The sequence below is a fragment of the Mycobacterium europaeum genome, from assembly GCF_002102155.1.
In the GTDB taxonomy this organism is placed as follows: Bacteria; Actinomycetota; Actinomycetes; order Mycobacteriales; family Mycobacteriaceae; genus Mycobacterium; species Mycobacterium europaeum.
In genome coordinates, this window is the sequence record NZ_LQOU01000006.1 from 36,419 (window position 1) to 60,142 (window position 23,724).

At 69.4% G+C, this 23,724-nt stretch carries 25 protein-coding genes; 9 read left to right on the forward strand and 16 right to left on the reverse strand.

Features of this window, described 5'->3' with window-relative positions; all coding sequences use genetic code 11:
• The first annotated feature begins 63 nt into the window (after nucleotides 1-63).
• Nucleotides 64-1,074, forward strand: a complete 1,011-nt coding sequence (locus tag AWC03_RS02160) for an NADP-dependent oxidoreductase (protein ID WP_085238893.1) — start codon at nucleotides 64-66, stop codon at nucleotides 1,072-1,074.
• Between the two features lie 3 nt (nucleotides 1,075-1,077).
• On the opposite strand, the gene AWC03_RS02165 is transcribed toward AWC03_RS02160, so the two are convergent.
• From AWC03_RS02165 to AWC03_RS02185, 5 genes are all read right to left on the reverse strand, one after another.
• Nucleotides 1,078-1,914, reverse strand: a complete 837-nt coding sequence (locus tag AWC03_RS02165; RefSeq protein WP_085238894.1) for a class I SAM-dependent methyltransferase — start codon at nucleotides 1,912-1,914, stop codon at nucleotides 1,078-1,080.
• Nucleotides 1,915-1,951: 37 nt separating this feature from the next.
• Nucleotides 1,952-2,176, reverse strand: coding sequence for a DUF2905 domain-containing protein (locus AWC03_RS02170; protein ID WP_085238895.1), 225 nt, complete (start codon nucleotides 2,174-2,176; stop codon nucleotides 1,952-1,954).
• A gap of 5 nt (nucleotides 2,177-2,181) precedes the next feature.
• Nucleotides 2,182-2,829, reverse strand: coding sequence for an SOUL family heme-binding protein (locus AWC03_RS02175; protein WP_085238896.1), 648 nt, complete (start codon nucleotides 2,827-2,829; stop codon nucleotides 2,182-2,184).
• A gap of 218 nt (nucleotides 2,830-3,047) precedes the next feature.
• Entirely contained in the window at nucleotides 3,048-4,502 is a 1,455-nt protein-coding gene (locus AWC03_RS02180) for an aldehyde dehydrogenase family protein (protein WP_085238897.1), read from the reverse strand.
• 199 nt (nucleotides 4,503-4,701) lie between these two features.
• Nucleotides 4,702-5,604, reverse strand: coding sequence for an NAD-dependent epimerase/dehydratase family protein (locus AWC03_RS02185; protein ID WP_085238898.1), 903 nt, complete (start codon nucleotides 5,602-5,604; stop codon nucleotides 4,702-4,704).
• 196 nt (nucleotides 5,605-5,800) lie between these two features.
• On the opposite strand from AWC03_RS02185, the gene AWC03_RS28070 reads away from it, so the two are divergent.
• Nucleotides 5,801-6,556 (forward strand): PE family protein, encoded by a 756-nt coding sequence (locus AWC03_RS28070; protein WP_142278304.1) that lies wholly within the window; start codon nucleotides 5,801-5,803, stop codon nucleotides 6,554-6,556.
• A 20-nt stretch (nucleotides 6,557-6,576) separates the two neighbouring features.
• Here the strand turns inward: AWC03_RS28070 and AWC03_RS02195 are convergent, their stop codons facing one another.
• Entirely contained in the window at nucleotides 6,577-7,761 is a 1,185-nt protein-coding gene (locus AWC03_RS02195) for an acyl-CoA dehydrogenase family protein (protein ID WP_085238899.1), read from the reverse strand.
• A gap of 145 nt (nucleotides 7,762-7,906) precedes the next feature.
• Between AWC03_RS02195 and AWC03_RS02200 the strand changes: the two genes are divergently transcribed.
• Nucleotides 7,907-8,287, forward strand: coding sequence for an NYN domain-containing protein (locus tag AWC03_RS02200; protein ID WP_085238900.1), 381 nt, complete (start codon nucleotides 7,907-7,909; stop codon nucleotides 8,285-8,287).
• On the forward strand, nucleotides 8,284-9,225 hold the full coding sequence (locus AWC03_RS02205) for an NAD(P)H-dependent flavin oxidoreductase (RefSeq protein ID WP_085238901.1): 942 nt from the start codon (nucleotides 8,284-8,286) through the stop codon (nucleotides 9,223-9,225). The genes AWC03_RS02200 and AWC03_RS02205 overlap by 4 nt, the downstream gene beginning before the upstream one ends.
• A gap of 51 nt (nucleotides 9,226-9,276) precedes the next feature.
• On the opposite strand, the gene tpx is transcribed toward AWC03_RS02205, so the two are convergent.
• Nucleotides 9,277-9,771: a thiol peroxidase gene (gene tpx, locus AWC03_RS02210; RefSeq protein WP_085238902.1), complete on the reverse strand. Its 495-nt coding sequence runs from the start codon at nucleotides 9,769-9,771 to the stop codon at nucleotides 9,277-9,279.
• Nucleotides 9,772-9,881: 110 nt separating this feature from the next.
• On the opposite strand from tpx, the gene AWC03_RS02215 reads away from it, so the two are divergent.
• Nucleotides 9,882-10,841: a GlxA family transcriptional regulator gene (locus tag AWC03_RS02215; protein ID WP_085238903.1), complete on the forward strand. Its 960-nt coding sequence runs from the start codon at nucleotides 9,882-9,884 to the stop codon at nucleotides 10,839-10,841.
• Between the two features lie 31 nt (nucleotides 10,842-10,872).
• Nucleotides 10,873-11,658: a DJ-1/PfpI family protein gene (locus tag AWC03_RS02220; RefSeq protein WP_085238904.1), complete on the forward strand. Its 786-nt coding sequence runs from the start codon at nucleotides 10,873-10,875 to the stop codon at nucleotides 11,656-11,658.
• Nucleotides 11,659-11,686: 28 nt separating this feature from the next.
• Here the strand turns inward: AWC03_RS02220 and AWC03_RS02225 are convergent, their stop codons facing one another.
• Complete coding sequence (locus AWC03_RS02225; RefSeq protein WP_085238905.1) at nucleotides 11,687-12,163, reverse strand: nuclear transport factor 2 family protein; 477 nt, start codon at nucleotides 12,161-12,163, stop codon at nucleotides 11,687-11,689.
• Between the two features lie 58 nt (nucleotides 12,164-12,221).
• Here AWC03_RS02225 and AWC03_RS02230 point away from each other — a divergent pair, with 58 nt between their 5' ends.
• A complete protein-coding gene (locus AWC03_RS02230) occupies nucleotides 12,222-12,992 on the forward strand; it encodes an SDR family oxidoreductase (protein ID WP_085238906.1) in 771 nt (256 codons plus the stop codon).
• A 40-nt stretch (nucleotides 12,993-13,032) separates the two neighbouring features.
• Here the strand turns inward: AWC03_RS02230 and AWC03_RS02235 are convergent, their stop codons facing one another.
• Entirely contained in the window at nucleotides 13,033-13,689 is a 657-nt protein-coding gene (locus AWC03_RS02235; protein WP_085238907.1) for a hypothetical protein, read from the reverse strand.
• Between the two features lie 116 nt (nucleotides 13,690-13,805).
• Between AWC03_RS02235 and AWC03_RS02240 the strand changes: the two genes are divergently transcribed.
• Entirely contained in the window at nucleotides 13,806-14,657 is an 852-nt protein-coding gene (locus tag AWC03_RS02240) for a bile acid:sodium symporter family protein (protein ID WP_244275495.1), read from the forward strand.
• Between the two features lie 12 nt (nucleotides 14,658-14,669).
• On the opposite strand, the gene AWC03_RS02245 is transcribed toward AWC03_RS02240, so the two are convergent.
• From AWC03_RS02245 to AWC03_RS02260, 4 genes are all read right to left on the reverse strand, one after another.
• Nucleotides 14,670-15,341 (reverse strand): GAP family protein, encoded by a 672-nt coding sequence (locus AWC03_RS02245; protein ID WP_085238937.1) that lies wholly within the window; start codon nucleotides 15,339-15,341, stop codon nucleotides 14,670-14,672.
• An 8-nt stretch (nucleotides 15,342-15,349) separates the two neighbouring features.
• The gene (locus tag AWC03_RS02250) at nucleotides 15,350-17,677 is read right to left on the reverse strand and encodes an arylsulfatase (protein ID WP_085238909.1); all 2,328 of its coding nucleotides are present in this window, start codon (nucleotides 17,675-17,677) and stop codon (nucleotides 15,350-15,352) included.
• Between the two features lie 94 nt (nucleotides 17,678-17,771).
• Nucleotides 17,772-19,004 carry a serine hydrolase domain-containing protein gene (locus AWC03_RS02255; RefSeq protein WP_085238910.1) on the reverse strand — a complete coding sequence of 411 codons (1,233 nt, stop codon included), beginning with the start codon at nucleotides 19,002-19,004 and terminating at the stop codon, nucleotides 17,772-17,774.
• A gap of 75 nt (nucleotides 19,005-19,079) precedes the next feature.
• Nucleotides 19,080-20,915, reverse strand: a complete 1,836-nt coding sequence (locus AWC03_RS02260; protein ID WP_085238911.1) for a fatty acyl-AMP ligase — start codon at nucleotides 20,913-20,915, stop codon at nucleotides 19,080-19,082.
• 192 nt (nucleotides 20,916-21,107) lie between these two features.
• Between AWC03_RS02260 and AWC03_RS02265 the strand changes: the two genes are divergently transcribed.
• Nucleotides 21,108-21,575: an SRPBCC family protein gene (locus tag AWC03_RS02265; protein WP_085238912.1), complete on the forward strand. Its 468-nt coding sequence runs from the start codon at nucleotides 21,108-21,110 to the stop codon at nucleotides 21,573-21,575.
• A gap of 30 nt (nucleotides 21,576-21,605) precedes the next feature.
• On the opposite strand, the gene AWC03_RS02270 is transcribed toward AWC03_RS02265, so the two are convergent.
• The 3 genes from AWC03_RS02270 to AWC03_RS27220 all read right to left on the reverse strand — a co-directional run bounded on the left by AWC03_RS02270 (nucleotide 21,606) and on the right by AWC03_RS27220 (nucleotide 23,721).
• Nucleotides 21,606-22,769, reverse strand: a complete 1,164-nt coding sequence (locus AWC03_RS02270; RefSeq protein ID WP_085238913.1) for an LLM class flavin-dependent oxidoreductase — start codon at nucleotides 22,767-22,769, stop codon at nucleotides 21,606-21,608.
• A 183-nt stretch (nucleotides 22,770-22,952) separates the two neighbouring features.
• Entirely contained in the window at nucleotides 22,953-23,354 is a 402-nt protein-coding gene (locus AWC03_RS27215) for a hypothetical protein (RefSeq protein WP_158089943.1), read from the reverse strand.
• A 154-nt stretch (nucleotides 23,355-23,508) separates the two neighbouring features.
• Nucleotides 23,509-23,721, reverse strand: coding sequence for a hypothetical protein (locus AWC03_RS27220; RefSeq protein WP_090422054.1), 213 nt, complete (start codon nucleotides 23,719-23,721; stop codon nucleotides 23,509-23,511).
• Nucleotides 23,722-23,724 lie beyond the last annotated feature (3 nt).

The window sequence follows — 23,724 nt, forward strand, 5'->3', positions numbered from 1 at the left end:
GGTCGAGCGGCGCCCCTTTGTGCAGGGTAGAACGCGCACGCGCGTGGAGGGTACGGTGCGCTAATGACCGGACGAAACCGTCGTTTCCTGCTCCGTGAACGTCCCGTCGGGCGCATCGGCCCCGGAACGTTCGAACTGACCGAAGAGGCGATCCCCGAGGTCGGCGACGGCGAGGCGCTGGTGCGGGTGGACTGGATCTCGCTGGACCCGACGAACCGCATGTGGATCAACGACACCCCGTCCTACCTGCCTCCGGTAGGCATCGGCGAGGTCATGCGAGCGGGTGCCCTCGGCGAGGTCGTCGCGTCGAAGAGTTCCACCTACGCCGTCGGTCAGCGGGTGCAAGGCCTGCTCGGCTGGCAGGAGTACGCGGTCATCTCGGACACGTCGCTGGTCAATCCCGTCGAGGTCGCGCCGGGCATTTCGCCGAGCGCCTACCTCGGTGCGCTGGGGATGACCGGGCTCACCGCGTGGATCGGGATCCGCGATATCGGCAAGCCGCAGCCCGGCGAGACCGTCGTCATCTCCGCGGCGGCCGGTGCGGTCGGCTCGGTCGCCGGCCAACTCGCCAAGGACGCTGGAGCGCGTGTCGTCGGAATCGCCGGAGGGCCCGAGAAATGCGCGCTGCTCACCGACCGGCTGGGGTTCGACGCGGCGGTCGACCACCGTGCCGACGACTGGGCCGCCCAATTGGCCGCGGCGACACCCGACGGCATCGACGTCGACTTCGAAAACGTCGGCGGCGACCTCATGGATGCGATCTTCGCCCGGCTCAGCATCGGCGCCCGCGTCGCGCTGTGCGGCCTGATCTCCGGCTACAACGCGGCGGACCCCCCGCCGGGTCCGCGTGCGTTCGGGAACCTGCTCATCCAGCGCGCCACCCTGCGGGGCTTCATCGTGCTGGACCACTTCGGGCGCGCGCCGGAAGCGATCAGCGAGATCGCCGGCCTGATCGAGGCCGGAAGGCTCACGCCGCTCGAGACCGTCGTCGAGGGGTTCGAGCAGTTGCCGACGGCGATCAACATGCTGTTCGACGGCAAGAACGTCGGCAAGCTGGTGGTCAAGGTCGGCTGATAATCAGCCGAAGTCGAGCAGGGCGTAGACCCCGCGGTAGGGCTTCATCGGCGGGAACCGCCACAACGCGGGGTACAGCGTCCCGAAGAACATGCCCCGGCCCGCGGGCATCGGGACATCGTGCACGGCGCGGATGCCGGGCACGGTCCGAGCCCATTTCTCCAGTTGGCCCACGGAGAGGCTGAACGGCATCGGCGGCACCCGGTAGCGCTTGGACGAACGCAGCCCCTGCCGGGCGACCATCTTGATGGCGGTCGGAGGGAGGTCGAAGAACATCTGGCCGCCGGGAAAGCTTCTGGCGCACGCAGCGATCAGTCCCAGCGCCTCCTCGGGTTGCAGGTACATCAGCAGACCTTCGGCGCTGACGAACACGCCGTTGTCGCCGTCGACACGGTCGATCCAGCTGTAGTCGAGGACGGATTGTGCGAGGTGACTGATCCGCCGGGACTGCGGCAGCAGGCGCTTCCGAAGGTCGACGACGGGGGCCAAATCCACCGACAGCCACCTGAATTCCGCGTCGGGCAGGGCGCGGTCGAGGCGCCAGAAGGACGTCTGGAAACCCTCCGCGAGCGCGACGACGGTCGCCTTGGGGTGCGCGGTGAGGTATTCGACCGCGCACCGGTCGACGGCCAGCGAGCGCAGCGCCATCTCCTGGCCCTTGCGCCCGAATTTCTCGAAGTCGAAGTCGATGGAGCCGACGAGTTGGACGGCCATCGGATCGTCGATGATCGGGTCCGGGTGCGCGGCCTGGTGTGCCCTTCCGTTCAGGGTCAGCAGCGCCGTCTCCGACACGTCGGTCAGCATCCCGGCGTCGACCTTCTGTCCGTCCGGAGGGATCATTTCCCCACACCGTAACCGGTGGCCGGTGCGCGACGCGTCATCGCCGAAACATGTAGCGCACCAGCGAGACCACGACCGTCGCCGCGACCGACACCAACAGCATCGACATCACCGGAACGTAGACGCGTACGTTTCCGCGCTCGATCCGAATATCCCCCGGGAGGCGACCGAACCACGACAATCCGCCGGCCCACACCAGGATGCCGAGCAGCGCAATGAGGATTCCCGCCGTCACGATGAACGGGCCGATGTGCCGTTCCATGCGGGCTAGCCCGGTGCGGACGCCGGATCGACGGGGATCGCGATCTCGTTGCGGCGCCGCATCGGCAACGTCCAGGGCGGGTCGTAGAACCAGGCCTCGGGATCTCCGGCCGGTTGAATTCCTCGCTCCTGCAATATCTTCAACAGTTCGTTCGTGCGGGCGGTGACCGCCTTGGGCCCGCGGTCGCCGCTGAATCGCAGCACCGCCACCGTGGCGGGCGGCACGCTGACGAGGCGGACCTGATCATCCTTGGGCATGGGAAGGGTCTCCAATGTCCACTTCGCGGGCATGAAAAACCGGATCGTCCAACCGGTCTCGGTGCCTGCGGACTGGACGACGGGGGCGGTCATCGCGATCTGTTTGCCGCGACGGATCGACTGCTGACTGACCGGCGCCGTCATCGAGATCGATTGGTCGCCCCGATTGCCGCCGAAGATATAGCCCGCCAACCGCCGGAACCCGACGTCGCGAGCGCGGATCTGGTCGGCGTCGACGGTGGTCTCGGCGGCAATCCGCGGACCGTAGCGGCGTATCTCGACGGCGTCGGTGACTGGATGGTGCGTGTAGGTAGGCTCCTCGGTACCGACCCGGATGCCGCCCACGGCCAGAACCGATTCGACCACCTGCTCGGCCAGCTTGATCGGATTGATCATCAGGACCGTTTCCTTCCTCGATTCGAGAAGCAGACCAGGCTGACCCGCGGCGTCACGGGTGCTCCCCTGAATTGACCCACCAGCAGCAGTCTGCCCGCAAGCATGCCTTCGTCGCAGCGTCTCTTGGGACCGGTAGCCGGTTCGCGGCCCCGCACTTGGTGCGAGGTGACGCGCCGGCGCGTTCGCGCTGTGGAGCGCCTTCCGTCTGACGCCGCGCGTTAAAGCTGGATCCAGGCCGACTTCGTCTTCATGTACATGTCGATGCCCTCTTTACCGAACTCGTGCCCCCAACCGGACTGCTTGTGGCCGCCGAACGGCACGTCGTGGTCGAAGACCAACTGGCAGTTGACCTGAACGCTGCCGGCGTGCAGGCGCTTGAGCATCCGGTGAGCCCGGCCGACATCCTGCGTCCAGGCGGTGGCCGCCAGGCCGTAGGTGGTGTCGTTGGCCATCGCCACGGCCTCGTCCTCGTCGTCGAAGGGCAGGATGGTGACGACGGGCCCGAAGATCTCCTGCTGGTAGAGCCGCATGCCCGGATCGACGTTGGTGAGCACCGTCGGGTGCACGAAGTAGCCCTTGCGGTCCAGTCGGTAGCCGCCGGTGACCACCTCGACCCCGTCGCTGCGGCCCTCATCGATGAAGCCCATGACGCGGCTCAGCTGTTTGTGGCTGATCAGCGGGCCGCTGACGCAGCCCTCCTCGTTGGGCGCGCCCAGCTTGAAGGTATTCGCCATCATGGCAAGGCCTTCCACGACGCGGTCGTACACGCCGCGCTGCGCGAAGATCCGCGATCCGCACACGCAGCCCTGGCCGGAGTGGACGAAGATGCCCAGCGACGCCATCAAAATCGCCTTGTCCAGGTCGGCGTCGTCGAAGATCACGACCGGTGACTTGCCGCCCAACTCGAGGGTGACCTTCTTCAAGTTGCCGGCCGACGCCCGCACGATCTCCTTGCCGACCTCGGTGGACCCGGTGAAGGCGACCTTCTCCACGTCGGGATGCGCGGTGATCGCGGCGCCCGCGGTGTGGCCGTAACCGGTCAACAGGTTGACGACGCCCTCGGGTACGCCGGCCTCGTGGACCAGCCTGTCGAGCAGCAGTGCCGAAAGCGGCGTCTCCTCGGCGGGTTTGACGAGCATGCTGCAGCCGGCGGCCAGCGCGGGCGCGAGCTTGGCGCTGGCGTTGAAGATCGGGCCGTTCCACGGGAAGATCAGCCCGACCACGCCGTACGGTTCCTTGCGGGTGTAGGCGTGCATGTTGACGAAGGCGTCCGTCGCGATGCCGTCGGTCTTCACGTCGTAGGCGACGCCGTTGATCTTCGAACACCAACCGGCGTAGTAGCGGAAGAACTCCGAGCAGGTCGACATCTGCAGCGTTGCCTGCATCAAGGGCATGCCCGTGTTGAGCGAGTCGAGCTGAGCGAACTCGTCGGCGTGTTCGTCGATCAGATCCGCTATGCGCCACATGATCTTGGCCCGCTCGCGGCCAGGGAGCTCGGACCAGACGCCGGACTCGAACGACGCCCTCGCCCGCGCGACGGCGTCGTTGACCGCCGCTTCCCCGCAGTCGGTGAATTCGGTGATCGTCTCCTCCGTGGCGGGGTCGATGACCGCGATGACGTCACCCGTTCCCGGCCGCTTGCGCAGGTCGTCCAATACCGTCTGCAGCGTCATCTGATCCCTCCCGTGCCGCGGGCCGTCCGGCCGCGAGTGCGTTCCAATGCTGAGCACTTGCTTAGCATTGTGCTCGTGCAGCGGTCAAGGACCGCGTTCACGGGCACGACCGTGGGGCCGCGAAAACGGCTAGGCGCCGTCGATTACCGGGCGAGTGTCGAGTGGAGCCGTTGAATCCGGATCAGGTTGCCTGCCGGGCCTACGCGCCGACCAGCTCCGGATGGAACTTGGCGGCCATGCGGCGCAGCCCGTCCCGCCAGCCGACCGCCGTGCCGCCGATGAGCTCGTGCATCCGCGCGCTGTCGGTGGGATTGCCGCGCAGCGCCTGCTCGCTCACCTCGAAGACCGGCTCCTTGCCCACCAGTGAACCGAGGTAGCCGCACCACTGTTGAATGCTGACCGTTTGGTCGCCGCCCCAGTTGACCGTGGTCGCCGGGACGGCGGCCACCTCGAGCAACTTGGGAATGGTCGCGATGATGTCGTCCTCGTGAATGGGGTTGTAGCGGGCGGGCGCCCCGGGCGGCACCGGGATCGGGATGCCCGCCAGCATCATCTCCATGTGGTAGAACGGCCACCCGCCGTTGTCGCCGTAGGGAACGTTGAGCCGCGCGATCGTGGTGGGCACTCCGAGGACCCGCGCCATCGACCGGGCGACCACCTCCCCGGCGATCTTGGAGATGGAGTAGGTGGGAAACAGGGGCTTGTGGTTGTCGCCCAGGGCGGCATCCTCGGTCCGGGGATCGTCGCCGGGCGGGTCATACACGGCGGCGGACGAGCAGTGCAGAAACGCCTTCGCGTCGCGGCAGTGCGCCATGAGCAGGCCCACCGACTCCGCGTTGGCCGCGAGATCCTTGTCCCAGTTCCCGCTCTTGGCCACCGCCAGGTTGAGCACGTACTCGAAATCGTTTGGCAGATCGCCGAACTCACCGGCCGCCAGGTTGACCGTCTGGGTGTGGACGCCCGACTTCTGCAGACCCTCCCGAGCCGCTGGATCGGTGAAGCGGGCGATGCCCCACACCTCGTTGTCGGCCGCGAGTGCCCGTGCAATCGGGGTGGCGATTTGACCGGTGGGGCCGGTGATCAGGATCTTTGAGCCGCGCATGCGCTGATAGTAGGCGACGATCCGAGCGGGCCGACGATTTCGAGGTTCGGCGTGGTGTGCTCGCACGGGAGGGCGGCAGCCGGGCCCGCCCGAAAGTGTGGGCAGCACCCAACCGGCGCCCTTAGACTTGATTCATCGCCCAGCGCAGCTGGTCCCGACGTATCGGCGCTCATCGCTCGCACAGGAGCACACGCACATGGAACCGCTGTCACATGACCCGGCCGCGGGGGCCATCGGGTTGCAGGTGGTGGAGCTCGCCACCCAAGGTCTGGCCTCCGGCGCCGCCGCGACGGGGCCGGTGACCGCGTTGGCTCCCGCCGGCGTGGACGAGGTCTCGATGCTGGCCGCGACGGCATTCGCCGCCGAGGGCACCGCCATGCTGGCCCTCAACACCGCCGCCCAGGAAGAGATCGCCCGGACGGGGGTGGCGTTTGCCGACATCGCCCGGATGTACGCCCAGGTCGACGGAGAGGCGGCGGGCACTTTGCACTCAGCCGGCGGCCGGATCGTTGGCCAGACTTTCCTGGGGCCCACGGGCGGCGGCGGACTGCTGCGCGCCGAGGTGCTGCCGGGGGCGGGCGGCTCGGCTCCCCGCACGCCGCCACTGGCCGACCTGGTCGGGGGAGGGCCGGTCGCCGGCCCGGCGCCGACGGTGCCGGCCCCCTCACCGACGGTGCCGACCCCCTCACCGACGGTGCCGACCCCCTCGCCCACGGTGCCGACCCCCTCGCCCACGGTGCCGACCCCGGCCCCGGCGATGCCCGCCGCCGGCGCCGCGTCGACGTTGCTGGGCGCCGGTGCGGCACCTCTCAGCTCGCTTGGTTCGCTGGCCCAGGGGGCGTCGGCCGGCGGGGCCGCCGGGCCGGGCCTGGCCTCGTCGCTTGCCGGCAACACCGACGAAGGCAAGCGCGACGAGCCGGGCGACCAACAGCCGGGCGAACGCTTGGTCTAGCCGACGACCGGGTCAGCGAGTCACAGCCCCGGCTGGTCGTCGATGATGCCGAGCCAGATCTGCGCGACGTCGATGGCCACCTTCTCGCTGATGAAGGCGTGCTGCGTGCCGGTGTAGATGTCCCGGAAGGCGCGCTCCAGCCGGCTGCCCTCGCGGATGGAGCTGGTGCCGGCGACCAGGTGCGCCCACTCCGAGCAGCTCCGGGCCGTGTCGGTGGCGTAGACCGCGGCCACCCGCATGTCCGCGCGCAGCGCGGGCGTCAGCTCCTCCCCCGACGCGACCGCGGCCTCGGCGGTGGTGAACGCGTCCAGCACCAGCAGACGGGCGGCGCGCCAGGCCGCGCGGTGGTGCGCCAGCCCCTTCTGGAATGTCGGGCGGCTGGCCAGCGACGCCATGTCGCTCATCCGAAACTTCGTCGCCGCCAGCTCCTGGACGTCGTCGAGCATGCTTTTCGCCACGCCGAGCGCCCACGACGCGTGCCCGGCGGCGGTGACCGGCATCAGGCCCATCCGGGTGGCCGGTGAGCTGCCCCGGTGCGGCTGGCGCGTGAACAGCTCGAAGGTGCGGCTCGCCGGCACGAACACCTCCTGGGCGCTGTAGTCGTAGGACCCGGTTCCCTTGAGGCCCTGGACGAACCAGCCGTCGTTGAAGCTGATCTGATCCCGGGGAATCACCGCGACCCGCATCTCGGGGAAGCCCTCGCTGATCCAGCGCATTTCGCCGCTGTCCATCGGCAGGAACCCCGCCGCGATGTACTGCGAGTGGCCGGTGCCTGAGCCGAAGTTCCACGACCCGCTCACCAGGTAACCGCCGTCGACGGCGGCCCCTTGACCGTTGGGAAAGAATTGGCCGCCCATGGTGACGCGGTTGTCGTGCGCCGTGAACACCTCGGCGAAACCGTCGTCGGGCAGGTAGGCCGCGGCGGCGAACGACGAGGGCAGGTTGGCGATCCCGATCCAACCGAAAGAGCCGTCCTGCCAAGCCATTTCGATCCAGGTCTCGATCATCTCGGCGAACGAGGGTTCCACACCCCCGGCCGCCGCCGGGTTGAACGCGGACATCAGCCCGGTGGCCCACATCTCGTCGACGATCCCCGGGGTCAGGGTGCGCATCCGCTCGGATTCGGCGGCCTCGGCGCGCACCAGTTCGCGCATTCCGCGGGCCAGCGACACAACCCGGTCATCGGTGTCGGCTATCGACGTCATTCACCAGTCCCATCGTTGCGACGGCATCAGCGGCAGCTGATATCGGTGACCGTACCAACCGCTTGACGCCCGAGAATGGAAACGGCGCGCCGCGGAGTGCGGGGCCGTGAGCGCCGGTGTGACATGCCGCCTTACCGTAGGGGCCGTGCGGTGGATTGTGGACGGCATGAACGTGATCGGGAGCCGCCCGGACGGTTGGTGGAAGGACCGCGGCCGCGCCATGGTCGCGCTGGCCGAGCGGCTCGACCGATGGGCCGCCTCCCAGGGAGACGACGTGACCGTCGTGTTCGAACGGCCCCCGTCGACGGCCATACCCGCGTCGGTGATCGAGATCGCCTACGCGCCCAGGGCGGCCGCGGACTCGGCGGACGACGAGATCGTTCGACGCGTCCGGGCCGCTCCCCGACCGCACGATATTCGTGTGGTGACGTCCGACAAAGGGCTCAGCGACCGCGTGCTCAGCCTGGGGGCCACGGTCCAGCCCGCCGCGAGCTTCCGGGACCTCATCGACCCGAGGTCCGCATGAACACGGTCAACCGGGTCTGCGGACTCGCCGGGATCGACATCCCGATCATCCAGGCGCCGATGACCTACATCGCCGGCGCCCAGCTGGCCGCCGCGGTGTCCAACGCGGGCGCGCTGGGCATCATCGAGACCACTTCCGAGCAGGGCCGGGCCGATCTACGGCGCGTCCGCGACCTCACCGACCGCCCGGTGGGCGCCAACATCGCGCTGATCATGAACCGCGACCCGGGCACCGTGGATCTCTTGGTGGCCAACGGGATTCGCTTCGTCACCACGTCCGCCGGCGATCCGGCGCTGTTCACCGGCCGGCTCCACGACGCCGGGATCACCGTGTTCCATGTGGTGGGCACCCTCGCGGCGGCCCGCAAGGCCGTCGACGCCGGGGTGGACGGGCTGGTGGTCGAGGGTGTCGAGGGCGGCGGGTTCAAGAACCGATTCGGTGCATCGACCATGGTGCTGCTGCCGTTGGTGGCGGCCCACGTCGACGTGCCGATCGTGGCGGCGGGCGGCATCTGCGACGCGCGCTCTATGGCGGCCGCGTTCGTGCTGGGCGCCGAGGGCGTGCAGATGGGCACGCGGCTGCTGGCCTCGGCGGATTCCCCGGTCCACGGCAACCTGAAGCAGGCGGTCGTCGCGGCCGACGAGACGTCCACCGTGCTGCTGCCCCTCGACGGCAAACGCATGATGCGTGTCATCCGGACGGCCGCCGCCGACAGGCTCGATGCCGCAACGTCTTCCGCCGATGGCGCCGCGGCGCTGCAGCGGGTGCAGCGGCTCTACTTCGACGGGGACATGGACGCCAGCGTCGCCAACACCGGTCAGGTGGCCGGCCGCATCCAGGACATCCCGCCCGCCGCCGACATCATCGAGCGGATGTGGGCGGGGTGCCGCGAAGTGCTGGCGGTCACGGCCGATCGCCTGGGGCTGGCCGGGGCCTAGCCGCGGCGGTCCCTTGCCGTCGGAAACGACGCCGCTGCGGTCAGCCGGGGATCAGCCCGCCGCGGCCAGCGCCGCGTCGTAGTTCGGCTCCTGGGCGATCTCCGGCACCAGTTCGGTGTAGGCGACCTTGCCGTCCGCTCCGACCACGACGATGGCCCGGGCGAGCAGACCCGCCATCGGTCCGTCGCTCATGGTGACGCCGTAGTCCTCGCCGAAGCTGCTGCGGAACGCCGAAGCCGTCTTGACGTTGTCGATGCCCTCGGCGCCGCAGAAGCGGGCGAACGCGAACGGCAGGTCCTTCGACACGCACACCACCGAGGCGCCGCTGGCGGCGGCGCGCTCGTTGAAGGTCCGGACGCTGGTCGCGCACACCGGCGTGTCCACGGACGGGAAGATGTTGAGCACCACGGCTTTACCGCCGAGCTGGTCGCTACTGACCGCTCCCAGGTCGCCGCCCGTCAGGCTGAAGGCCGGCGCCGGAGATCCGACGGCAGGCAGCTCGCCGACGGTGTTGATCGGGTTTCCACGCAACGTTATCTGTGCCATGCCGACAGTCTGCCAAGCCCGTCGCGACGGCCATGGGTCAGGTCCCATGTCCTAATTCGTGGGGTGCAGGTCGTAGACGACACGCCCCGGCGTGCCGAACACTTGACCTCATGGCTCGCAAAGTGGTCATCGCCGGGTATCCCGGCGTGCAGGCGCTCGACGTGGTGGGGCCGCACGACGTGTTCACCGGCGCGGCGCGGCTCACCGGCGGCGGGTACGACGTCATCGTGGCCTCCGTGGACGGGCGGGCCGTCACCACCCCGACCGGCCTCGCCTTCGTCGCCGCGCCGCTGCCGGAACCCGACGACCCCCGCGAAAAGATCGACACGGTGGTGCTGCCCGGCGGCGGCGGCGTGCAGGAAGCGCGGTCGGATGCCGAGCTGATCGGCTGGATCAAGGCCGTCGCCGCGACCGCCCGTCGCGTGGTCACGGTCTGCACGGGCGCGTTCCTGGCGGCCGAGGCGGGGTTGCTCGACGGGCAGCGGGTGACCACCCACTGGGCCTTCGCCGGGCGGTTGGCCCGCGAATTCCCCGCGATCGACGTGGACGCGGATCCGATTTTCCTCCGCAGCTCGAAGACCGTGTGGACGGCGGCCGGTGTCACCGCGGGAATCGACCTGGCGCTCTCGCTGGTGGAGGACGACCACGGCACCGAGGTCGCGCAGACCGTCGCGCGGTGGCTGGTCTTGTATCTGCGCCGCCCCGGCGGGCAGACGCAGTTCGCGGCGCCGGTGTGGATGCCGCGCGCCAAACGACAGGCGATCCGCGCCGTGCAGGAGGCGATCGAGGCGGAACCGGGCGGTGAGCACGGCATCGACCAGCTGGCCCGCCGGGCGGCGATGAGCCCGCGTCACTTCACCCGGGTGTTCACCGCCGAGGTCGGCGAGGCGCCCGGGCAGTACGTCGAGCGGATCCGCACCGAAGCCGCGCGGCGGCAGTTGGAGGAGACCGACGACACCGTCGTCACGATCGCCGCCCGATGCGGTTTCGGCACGGCGGAAACCATGCGACGCAACTTCCTTCGCCGGGTCGGTATCCCGCCCGACCAATACCGCAAGGCCTTTGCCTGAAAAGACGCCTGAAACCGAGAGGACGACACCCATGACCCAGATCGCGATCGTGACCTATCCAGGATTCACCGCGCTCGACATGATCGGCCCCTACGAGGTGCTGCGCAACCTGCACGACACCGAAGTGCGGTTCGTCTGGCACCAGCCGGGGCCGATCACCGCCGACTCCGGCGTGCTGGTGATCGGGGCCACCCACTCGCTGGCCGAAACGCCCTCGCCCGACGTCGTTCTCGTGCCGGGCGGCCCCTCCACACCGGTGCACGCCCGCGACGAGGCGCTGCTGGACTGGCTGCGGCAGGCCCACCGGACGGCCCGATGGACGACGTCGGTGTGCTCCGGGTCGGTCATCCTGGCGGCGGCCGGCCTCCTCGTCGGCCGGCGCGCCACGTCGCACTGGCTGACCGTCCCGGCGTTGAAGGCGTTCGGCGCCGTCCCGGTGGGCGACGAGCGAATCGTGCGGCAGGACAACGTCGTTACCAGCGCCGGGGTGTCGGCGGGACTCGACCTCGCGTTCTGGCTGGCCGGACAGATCGGTGGAGAAAGCCGCGCCAAGGCAATCCAACTCGCGATCGAATACGACCCGCAGCCGCCGTTCGACTCCGGCCACGTGTCGAAGGCGTCGGCGACCACGAAGGCGGCCGCCACCGCGCTGCTGTCCCGGGACAGCGTCAAGCCGGCCACCATGAAGGCCGCCACCATGCTGGCCTGGGAGCTGGCCTGGGAGCAGGCATTGGCGGCCGTGCGATCGCGGCGCCGGGGCGCCTTCGGGGCCGACCGCGCATTTCGCGACACGACACGCCCCGGTGAAGCGTCGTAGCCTGCACGCTCGGCGGGGGTGGGACCGTCTACGCCTGAGGTTGCAGGATCTCGGTTGACTCGAGCCGTCCGCCGGCCTGAAGCCAGGCGGCCACCACGCCGGGCGCATCCCGGTTGGGGTTATAGATGTCTTCCTCGCTGGAGAACAAGCCGTTGCCGGCGTAGACCAGCCGCGTCCAGTTCGGGAACCAGAAGGGTTCGCCGTCGGGATCGGTCGGGTGGTCCAGCAGATTCTTGATCATCACGACGACGGCGTCGTTGTCCTCGTCGTAGGCGGTCCAGCCGGACGGAAATCGCATGTGCGGGAACGGCGCCATGACGGCGACGATCCAGTCCCGCACGGCCTCGCGGCCGCGGAACACCCCGTAGTGATGTTCGGTGTAGACGACGTCCTCGGTGAAGAGATCGGCGAACGGCCGCCAGTCGCCCGAGGCGCTGCACCCCTCCACGACCCGCGTGTAGTTCTCGACGGCTTGCTCGATTTCGGCCCTGGTGAATTTGCCCATGGCGGACACACTAGAACGTGTTTCCGGTACAGGTAGCTCGTCTGAATGGGGAGATCGCATGAACGTCTTGAAGTTGTTCGATCTGCGCGGCAAGCGGGCCCTGATAACCGGGGCATCGAGCGGCATCGGCAAGAAGGTGGCCCAGGCCTACCTGCAAGCGGGGGCCGACGTGGCCATCGCGGCGCGCCGTCCCGAGAGCCTGGACCGGGTCGCCCGGGAGATCGCGGGGGACGGCGAGGGCAAGGTCGTGCCGATCCGTTGCGACGTGACCCAACCCGATCAGGTCGGCGAGATGCTGGACCGGGTGACCGCGGAGCTGGGCGGCGTCGACATCGCGGTCTGCAACGCCGGCATCATCACCGTGAACCCGATGCTGGACATGTCGCCGGAAGAGTTCGAACGCATCCAGAGCACCAACGTCACAGGCGTTTTCCTCACCGCACAAGCGGCGGCCAGGGCGATGGTCCGACAGGGGCGGGGCGGCGCCATCATCACGACGGCCTCGATGTCGGGGCACATCATCAACGTTCCGCAGCAAGTCGGTCACTACTGCACCTCCAAGGCGGCGGTGATCCAGCTGACCAAGGCCATGGCCGTCGAGTTGGCGCCGCACAACATTCGGGTCAACAGCGTCAGCCCGGGCTACATCCTCACCGAACTCGTGGAGCCGCTGACCGAATACCACCGCCAGTGGGAGCCGAAGATACCGCTCGGGCGGATCGGCCGCCCCGAAGAACTCGCCGGCCTGTACCTCTACCTGGCCAGCGACGCTTCCAGCTACATGACGGGTTCCGACATCGTGATCGACGGCGGATACACCTGCCCGTAGCTCTCGTAACGCGGACGGGTCGGCCGAACCGGTTCGCAGGTCAGCCCTCCAGCTCCCCGGAGATCCCCCGCTCGATGCCGGCCTGGGTGGTGGCCGGTAAGACGATGAGGCCGTCGAGTTCCCGGCGCGCCAAGTCGTAGGCGCGCCCGCGTTCCTGCGATGTCGCCGCGGGATCCGACGCCACCCGGAGCAGGTTCTGAGCGCGCGCGATCCGCTGCTGGTCGGTCCCGGAGAAGTCACTGCGACGCCTGCGCATCGCTTCGGTCTCGGCGGCGTTGAAGGCGGTCACGTAATCCTCGACCGCGTGCCGGTATTGGGCGGTGGCCTCGCGGTCGTCGAGCAGCTCTTCGGCTTTGACCGGGCGCAGGAAGTCGGCCCGGAGCTTGGCCTTGTGAAAGGCGACCGTGAGCGGATCGCGCATGTCCGTCATGAGCGGGAAATCGAGGAGCTTGGCGACGTCGAGCTCGTAGGCGAGCCAGCGCGCGTCGGTGCGGCTGTGCTCCTCGAGGATCCGGCGCAGCGACCGCCACTGCGCGACGTGATTGTCACCGGTCGGCGGTGTCTCCGTCCGTTCGGGAGGCGACTGCTGTTCGGCGCGCCGGCGGTTGGCCCCGAACGCGCGCACCGCCGCGACGGTCGCACCCGCCAGGGGCAGGAGCACGATCAACAGCTCGGCCAACCGGATGAGCACACCCACACGGCCAGGATGCCATTGCAGGGCCGTCCGGCGCGGGCTCGCGCGCATCCCGTGGTGCGTCCTCGACCATCCCGGCACCGTGCTGAGGCCGGCGTGGCAGGCTGACCGGTGTGAGCATGGCCGATGCGGCACGCATAGCCTTCCAGATCAGCCTCTTCGTCGTGATCCTCGGTTACGGGTTGACCGCGCGGTTCGCCGACGCCGCCTACCTGTTGCGCCTGCCGGATCTGCTGGCCCGCTCCTTGCTGGCCGTGCTGGTCGTGGCGCCGGTCATCGCGGGCGTGTTGGTGGGGGTGCTGGACCTGCGCCCCCAGGTGGCCATCGCGCTTGTCACCCTGGCGGTTTCACCGCTGCCGCCGTTGCTGCCGCGGCGGGGCGAGAAGGCGGGCGGGCGCCCGCAATACGGGCTCGGCCTCGTGCTGGTGCTCGCCGTTCTCGCGGTCCCGGTGATCTCCGTGGCCGCGCCGTTGATCGCGCGCGTGTTCGGGCACCAGTACGTCGCGAGCCCCTGGGCGATCGCGGAGCTGATGCTGATGTCGGTGGTGGCGCCGCTCGTCGCGGGAATGGGGATCCGGAGGCGCTGGCCGGCCCTCGCGGCGCGTATCGAGGGACCGATCGACCACGTGCAGCGGTGGGCGCTGCCGGTGGCGATGGTCGTTCTGCTGATCGCCGCGGCGCCGAGCATGTGGAAGCTGCTGGGTGAGTCGACGCTGCTGGCGATGGTGTTGTTCGCGGGCAGCACGGTCGCCGTGGGGCACGTGCTCGGGGGCCCCGAGCGGGAGTCGTCGGCGGTGCTGGCATTCGCCAGCAGCTGCCGTCACCCCGCGACGGCGTTGACCATCGCATCGGTGAACTTTCCCAACGCGGACGAACACGGGGCCGTCGCCCTCTACGGGTTGGTCACCGTCGCGGTGGGTGCGGTCTACACCTTCTGGTTGCGACGGCGCGCGGCCACGCCATCCGCCTGACCGGCGAGGTCCCTAGAGAATCCCGAAGCCGCGCAGGGCTTTGATCGCGAACCATGTCCCGAAGATCACGCTCAGCGCGATCACGATCGGCCGGTCGTGTGCTTGCAGCCAACCCAAGACCCTGTCCAGCAGGGCGCGCGATCGGTCCGGGAAAACCGCTGCCACCACGACGATGAGGAGATTCACGCTCGCGGCGAGCGCCACAAAGAGGACGTAAGAACCGACATTGGCGGGCCGGCTCAAATTCGCGTTGCCGATCACGCTGATGGCCCCGAGCGTGAAGACCCAGGCTTTCACCGACACGGCGATGACCCCGGCACCGATGAAGAACGCTTTGGCGGGCGTGGCCGACGTCAGCATGGTCATCCACTTCGGCGGCGGTGCGTCGGGATCGTCGTCCGTCAACAGCTCCCGCGCCGCGGTGACCAGCAGCAGCAGTGCCACCACCAACAGCGCGGTGGCAGCGATCCAGTGGTGCGGGCGGTCCGGGTCGGCGCTACGCGCTCCCCAATGCAGGATGGTGCCGAAGATGAGGCCTTGCAGCAGGCGCGTGCTGATGTGCCCCGCAACCCAGGCGCCGGCCGACCGCACACGCGACGGGGTCCCCAGCAGCATGATCGTGATGACGACTTCGATCGGTTCCAGCGCACAACCGAGGAGCAGCGGGACGAGGCCGCTCCACATCGCGAGCACTACTGCGCCCCGAGCGCGGCGCGCATCTCCGCCTCGGCGAGCGCCGCGGCCAGGTCGGTGGGATGCGGATGCACGGTGGCGTCGATGCGGTCGATGCGACCGGTGAACCGGAAATCGTGCCCGTAGGGCGCGACCGGGGAGCCGGTGTCGGTGCCCACGTCCAACGTCTCGCCGCTCATCGAGAAGCGAAACGGAACCGTGCGTTCGACGCGGCCGCCGGCCACGGTCATGTCGTTGACACGCAGCGACACCGAGGCGCCTTTGCCCAGTCCGCCGCCGTCGTAGTCAAACGACACGGCCAGCGCGACAGGGCCTTCCGGCAGCGGCTCGGTCGCCGCAATGGTGGTGAGCTCATGGCCCAGGTAGTTGTAGGCGAAGCGGGGAATGCCGCGTTGCAGGTACAAGCTCCACCCGGCCATCGCGCCGCCGATGCAGATGACCACGCCCCGAGCGCCGCCCGCCGGAATGGCGAGCTGTGCTCGCAATTCGAAAGAGGTGCTGGTGTAGCTCAGTGTCACGGGCTCGGGGATGCGCACCTGCCCGGCGTAGTAGGTGACCGAGGTGCGCTCGGCCAGCAGGCTCGGCCGGTTGCCGGGGAAGGCGCGGGCCAGCGTCGCGTCGCTGAGCGGGTAGACGTCGTATTTCCGCGCCTCGGCATCGAATACGGCCTTCAGCTCCGCGAGCTTGGCGGGGAGTTGCGCCGCCAGGTCGACGCCCTGGCTGAAATCGTCGGCGAGGTGGTAGAGCTCCCAGCGTTCGGTGTCGCCGAACGGCGTTGCGCGCTGGGCGCGGACCCAGGGCAGTCGACCGTGAAAACACGAGGCGATCCAACCATCGTGGTACACAGCGCGATTGCCGAAGATTTCGAAATACTGGGTGGTCCGCCGCCCGGCTGCGGCAGGGTCGTCGAACGAGTACCGCATGCTGACACCCTCGACCGGCTTCTGTTCGACGCCGTTGACACACGTGGGCATCTCGATGCCGGCGGCTTCCAGGATCGTCGGCACGATGTCGATGACATGGTGGAACTGGCTGCGCTGCTCCCCCGCCGCCGCGATGCCCCGCGGCCAGGAGATCGCCAGCCCATTGCGGGTTCCGCCGAAGTGGGACGCCACTTGTTTCATCCACTGAAACGGTGCGTCGAGCGCCCACGCCCAGCCCACGTTGTAGTGGTTTTCGCAGCGTGGCGTGCCGAAGTCGGCGATGTGGGCCAGCAGCCACTCCGGATCCTCGGGCATGCCGTTCTGGAAGGCCGGTGAGCTCCACGCGCCGTGCAGCGTCCCTTCCGCGGATGCGCCGTTGTCGCCGCACAGGTAGATGAACAACGTGTTGTCCCACTGCCCTGACGCGTCGACGGCGTCGATGACCCGCGCGACCTGGGCGTCGGTGTGAGCCAGAAACCCGGCGTAGACCTCCATCAGCCGCCGGGCCACCGGCTTGTAGCGGTCGTCGTAATCGGCCCATGCGGGTATCTGCGGGGGTCGCGGCGTCAACACGGCGCCGGCGGGGATGATCCCCAATTCCAGCTGGCGGGCGTAGATGCGTTCCCGCAGCGCATCCCAACCGTCGTCGAATTGGCCGGCGAACCGGTCCGACCATTCCGGCCACACCTGGTGCGGGCTGTGGGTGGCGCCGGGCGCGAAGTACAGGAAGAACGGCTTGTCCGGCGCGGACGTTTGCTGCAGCCGGATCCAGTCGATCGCCTTGTCGGCGAGGTCTTCGGTCAGGTGGTAGTCGTCGCGTCCCAGGTACGGCTCGACGGGCGTGATCTGGTCGTAGAGCGCGGGTTCGTACTGGGAGGTGTCCCCGCCCAGAAATCCGTAGAAACGCTCGAAGCCGAGTCCGGTCGGCCAGCGGTCGAACGGGCCGGCCGGCCCGATCTCCCAAATCGGGGTGAAGTGCGCCTTGCCGAACAGCGCCGTGCTGTAGCCGTTCATCTTCAGCACCTGGGCGACGGTGGCGGTGCTCTGTGGGATCAGGCTGTCGTAACCCGGGAATCCGTAGGCGATCTCGCAGATGGTGCCCATGTGCGCGCTGTGGTGATTGCGACCGGTCAGCAGTGCGGCGCGGGTCGGTGAGCACAGCGCGGTGGTGTGGAATTGGTTGTAGCGCAACCCGGCGCCGGCGACGCGGTCCAGTGCGGGGGTCGGCACCGGTCCACCGAAGGTCGACGCGGCGCCGAACCCGACGTCGTCGAGCAACACCACGACGACGTTGGGCGCGCCGGCGGGCGGGGCGGCGATCGACGGTCTTACCGGGGTGGAGTCGGCCGCCGACGGGTTGAGGCCCCGGTCGAATCGTGCGTCCCCGCGGGGCGGGTTGACCATGGCGCCTCCTGGTGCTGGTGCAGCGGATCTCCCGGCTGTCCCCCAGGCAACTCGGCAGCCTCACCGTAGCGGACGAAAAGGATTTCCACCGGCGTCACGTCTGCGGACGCACGCCGAGCACGTCGCGAAACAGCGCCTGCCGCAGGGCGAGTTCGCGCGGGTCGCTCCACAGGTGAAAGCCCAGCCGATTCATCACGTAGGCGAACCCGACGCCGGTGTCCGGGTCGGCGCAGCCGAACGAGCCGCCGAAGCCCGGAGTTCCGAAGGCCTTTTCCGAGGAGCCGAAGGCGAAGTGCGGCACCGGTTTACAGAACCCCAGCGAATACGCCACGTCCACGTTCATGACCTTGTCGCGGGCGCCCCGGCTCGGCTCGAGCGCCGGCGCCGCCAGCGCATCGAGGGTGTCGTCGCCGAGACCGAGGTCCGCTCCCCCGGTGGCCGCGCCGCCGTACAGCCGCGCCACCGCCCGGGCGGTGCCGATGCCGTTGGCCGACGGGATCTCGACCGCCCGCACCTCGTCGCGGTTGTAGTCGCCGTTGAACGCGTTGACGCCGCGCGGGACCCCGATGGTGCGCGCCGTCAGGCCGACCGGGTTGAGGGAGGCGCCGACGAACCCGGCCGGCATCACGTTCAGATGCAGCAGCGACTCCGCGCGCGCCCAGTTGTGGACGTGCGCCACCCGCTCGCGGTCGACCGAATCCGGCAGTCCGATGTGCAGGTCCAGTCCCAGCGGCCGGACGACCTCGTCGGCCATGAAACGGCCCAGCGTGCGGCCGGCCGGGTCGGTCCGGCGGATCAGCTCGGATTCGTACCAGCCGAGCGTGATCGCGTGGTAGCCGTGCCGGGTGCCCGGGCGCCACGCGGGCGCCTGCGCCGCGAGGATCGGCGCAAGCCTGGCGGGGTCGGCGACGTCGGCCAGCGTGGGTTTCGGTTTGAGCGCGCACAGTCCGGCCTGGTGCCCGAGGAGTTGGCGGACCGTCACCTCGCCCTTGCCCGCTTGCGCGAATTCCGGCCAGTAATCGGCCACCCGGGCGTCATAGGAGAGGAGTCCCCGGGACACCGCCACGGCCACGACCAGGGCGGCGACCCCTTTGGTCGTGGAGAACATGTTGACCATCGTGTCGGGCCGCCAGGGCTCCTTGGCCAACCCGTTGCGGTAGCCGCCCCACAAGTCGACGACCTTGACCCCGTCCCGGTACACCGCAACGGCGGCGCCAACTTCCGCGCCGTCGCGGAAACTGGCGCGGAAGGCGTCGGCGACCTTTCCGTAGCCGGTGTCGGCGTCGCCGTGAATCCGATCCGCCGGCACTGCAATCTTGAGCACCATCGTTCGCCTCCCACGGGAGACTAAGTCAACCGCGCCGCGAGGGCCCCGCTTTTGGGGCGTCCCGACCCGCCGCGGTCAGCGCGCGCCCAGGCTGCCGCTGAGGTATTGGGCGCGGCACGCGCGGCGCGCCAGTTTGCCGCTGGTGGTGCGCGGAATGGCGCCGGCCGGCAGGAAACGCACGTCGGCCACCGGCACACCGTGGCGGCGCGAGACCGCGGCGCGGATGGCCTCGATGGCCGGCTGCGGGTCGGCGCGGCTGGTTCCCGTGGCCCGCTCGGCGATGATCACCAGCTGTTGACCGGTGCCCTCGGCCGGCACCGCGAAGGCGGTCACGTACCCGCGCCGGACGATCGGCGACGCTTCTGCGACGGTCGCCTCGATGTGTTGCGGGTAGTGGTTGCGGCCGTCGACGGTGACCATGTCGGCGATCCGGCCCGTGACGTACAGCTCGCCGTCGAGATGGGTGCCCAGGTCCCCGGTCCGCAGCCACGGGCGTTCGGCGGCGGCGCCCTGGGCGTGGCTGCCCTCGGCGAGCCGCGAGTGCAGCCGGGCGCCGAACGCTCGCCGGGTGTCGTCGGGCAGCCCCCAGTAACCCCGGCCGACGTTGTTGCCCTGGATCCAGATCTCACCGATACGACCGTCGGGCAGTTCGGTGCCGGTGTCCGGGTCGACGATGACGGCCCATTCGCTGCGGCCCACCTGACCGCAGGAGACCTGTGCCACCGCTCCCGGCGCGTCCGCCGCCACCCGCACCGCGCGCCCGGCGCCCAGCTCGTCGCGGTCGAAGTAGGCGGCGGTCGCCTGGGCGTCGGGGGCGATGGTCGCGACGAACAGCGTGGCCTCGGCGATGCCGTAGGAGGGCTTGAACGCGGTGGGCTGCAATCCGTACGGGGCGAACGCCTTGTTGAAGGTGGTGATCGCGTCGATGCTGACCGGTTCGGACCCGATGATCAGCACCACGTTGCTCAGGTCGACGTCGTCGCCCGGGGCGGGCAGGCCCCGCTGGGCCGTCCACTCGTAGGCGAAGTTCGGCGCCGCGGTGACGGCGCGCCCCGCCTGGGCGGACAAGGCCTTGATCCAGCGCTGCGGCCGGCGGACGAACGCGGCGGGCGACATCAGCGTGGAGTGTCCCCCGTACACCGCCGGGAAGCCGATCATCGACAGGCCCATGTCGTGGTAGAGCGGTAACCAGCTCACCCCGTGGGTGTTGCGGTCGAGCAGGTCGATCGACAGGATCATCTGCACGAGGTTGGTGCCGACGGCCCGGTGCGTGATCTCCACGCCCACCGGGGGCCGGGTCGAGCCCGACGTGTACTGCAGGTGCGAGACGTCGTCGTGGCGTAACTCGGTGGGCGCGAACGATTCCCGCGCCGAGTCGGGGATCTCGTCGATGACGAGGACCCGCGGGCGCCGCAATTGCGGAAGGGTGCTCAGAAAGTCCTCGACCGCGCCCCGGGCCGCCGCCGTCGTCAACACGACCGTCGGCTCCGAGTCGCGCAGGGCGGTATCGAGACGTTCCGCGTGCCCGGGCAACTCCGGCGCGAACAGCGGCACGGCGATGGTTCCGGCCTTGATCGCGGCATAGAAACCCATCACGTAGTCGAGGCTCTGCGGCGCCAGGACCGCGACGCGTTCGCCACGGCGGGCTGCCTGTTGGACGCGCGCGCCGATGGCTTCCAGCCGCACCCCGAACTGTTTCCACGTGACCTCCTCGACGAGCCCGTCGGCCGACCGGCTGTAGTCCAGGAATCGGTACGCCACGGCGTCACCGACGTTCGCGATGTTGCGCTCGATGAGCGAGATCAGCGTGACGTCCGGCGGCGGCATGATGTTGCCGTCGGCATCCAGGCAGTCTTCGATCTCGAGCAAGCCGGGGGGAGCTTGGTTGTGCTGCCGGGAACCGAACGCCATGGACAACACTGTAGGCAAGGCCGGCGGGCGGCGGCCGTGAACGTGATCATCGGCACCCCGGGGGCGAAGGGCGTTGAGGCCGAACTGAATTCGCCTGTCCCGCGAACCCCGTCCCGGGGATGCGCAGTGTGGGCGATAACCTACCCGCGAGCGGCACGCAGGGTCGCCGACGATGCCAGCGGGGGTTTGGTCATGTCAGGCAGGACATTTTCTTTCGAGGTGAACCGCACCAGCACCGCGCCCGCCGCGACGCTGTTCCGGCTCGTCACCGACGGCGCCAACTGGTCGAAGTGGGCCAAGCCCATCGTCGTGCAGTCGAGCTGGGCGCGGCAGGGCGATCCCGCGCCCGGCGGCATCGGGGCCATCCGCAAGGTGGGACTGTGGCCGGTCCTGGTCCAGGAGGAGACCGTCGAGTACGAGCAGGATCGCCGGCATGCCTACCGGCTGGTCGGGCCCCCGACACCCGCCAAGGATTACTCGGGCGAGGTGGTGTTCACACCGAACCCGGCGGGCGGAACCGACATCCGCTGGACCGGTTCGTTCACCGAGGGCGTCCGCGGGACGGGTCCGGCGATGCGTGCCGCCATGGGCGGCGCGGTCCGGTACTTCGCCGGTCGCCTGGTGAAGGCGGCCGAGCGGGAATCGAACGGCCGGCGCTAGCCCGTTTCCCAAGGTGCAGCGGCTGAGCCGCTACGTCGCGCCGACCTCGTCCTGGTACTTCTTCGTCATGTGCGCGACGGCGTCCAGCTGCGATTGCGCCAGGCTGTCGCGGGCCTGTCCGGCACGCGCGGCGGCATCCAGCGTCGGCTGCGCCTGGCCCTGGAAATGCGGCATGACTTCGGCGGCAAACAACTCCGCGGACCGCCGCGTGGCGGCCGGGTTGGCCCACTCGTGGCCCATCTGCAGCATGCAGCCGAACCCGCCGGATTGATCCCACAGGCGCTGCACCTGCTGGCGCGCCCGCTCGGGCGTGCCGATCACGCCCGCCCCGTTGTCGTTGATGACGTCGATCATCTCGTCGAGCTGCTCGCCGGGCATCGTCATCTGCGGGAAGGCGGCCACTTTCTGGAAATAGTGGAACCATGGCTCGATGCCGAACTTGACCTCTTCCCGGGCCTGCTTCTCGGTCTCGGCGAGATGGAACAGGCCGACCAGGCTCCAGTTCCTGCGGTCGACCTGGGTGCCGAAGGCCGCCGCACGCTCCTCGACGATGCCCCAGTGGTAGGAGAGCGCGTTGAAACCCTCGACGGTCAACGTCGCACCGATGGACAGCAAGCCGATGCCATGCTTGCCCGCCAGCCGCGCACCGGTTGGCGATGCGACCGCGGCGACCGAGAGCGGGATCCCGCCGTCCGAGTACGGGGCGAGCTGCAGCTTGGCGTCGAACAACTGATGCGTGGCCGTCTTGGCGCTCACCGTCTCCCCCGCCAGCAGCCGGACGACGATGTCGAGGTTCGTTTCGAGCAGCTCGCGGGTGTCCGTGGGGGTAAGCCCGATCATCGACGAGTCGCTGGGCAGTGAACCCGGGCCCACACCGCCGATGATCCGGCCGTGGGTGAGGTGATCGAGCAACATCAGCCGGTCGGCGACCCAGAGCGGGTTGTGATACGAGAGCGAAATGACCCCGGTGCCAAAGCGAATGCGCTTGGCGCGTTCGGCCGCGGCGGCGATGAAGATCTCCGGTGAGCTGATGATCTCGCTGCCCGCCGAGTGGTGTTCGCCCAACCACACTTCGTCGAAGCCCAGGGCGTCGAGGTGCTCGATGAACTCGAGGTCGCGCTGCAATGCCAGCGTCGGATTCGTGCCCGCCCGATGGAACGGGGCGATGAAGTATCCAAACCTGAGCTTCGCCATTGAAGTCCCCTTGCATCCGAGTTGGCCAGAACCATAACTCGAATCCGATGTTCGGCCCAGGGGTTTCGCGTCGCAACGTTCGGATCGCGAGTTTCAGTCGGCGGGGCCGGGTGATCGCGGCCCCGCCGACTCAGGGAGCAAGTCTTCGTCTCGGTGCGCTACGGCCGGCTCAGCGCACGGATGTCAGTAGCCGCCGCAGACGTTGCCGACGCAACCCCCGCCGCCACCCGGGCCGCCGCCGCCACCCCCGACACCGGGGATGCTGCCGCCACCGCCGCCGGGTCCGCCGCCGCCGCTCGGGCCGCCGGGGATCCCGCCGCCGCCACCGCCGGGCCCGCCACTGCCGGTGGGCCCGCCCGGGACCCCGCCGCCGCCACCGCCGGGCCCGCCGCCTCCCGTGGGGCCGCCCGTGGTGCCGCCGCCACCCGGTGTCGACGGAGCGACGCTCGATGAGGGCGTCGTCGTGGTCGTGGTGGTGGTGCTGCTGCTCGGCCCCTTGTTGCCGCCACCGCCACACCCGACCGCGAGCACCAGCATGGCCGCCCCGCTAAAGAGCGCGACCGAGGTTCTTGCTGCAGATCTCATCGGAGTCCCCAATCCCCACCCGCACGGGGTGCAGGTGGTCCACTTCTCCTTACCCCGGTGTGCGGGGCGGCAAACGGGATCCGACGCGGCGACTTGCGCTCCCCAAAACGCCGGTGGCCCATCACGCGGATGGGCCACCGGGACAACAGCCGCGCTAGCAGTCGAGGCCGGACACGCAGCCGGCCAGGGTGGCCACATGGGTGCCGGCGCCGGTCGTCGACGTCGCCGCCGTGCTGGACGACGGGTGCGTCGCCGCTGCCGGCGCGCCGCCCGCCGGGTCGATGCCGACCGCGCCGAATCCCACCGCCAGGGCAACCGCGGACATCCCGCCGAACACCGCAGCCGCCGTCTTGATCTGCGCCTTCATCAA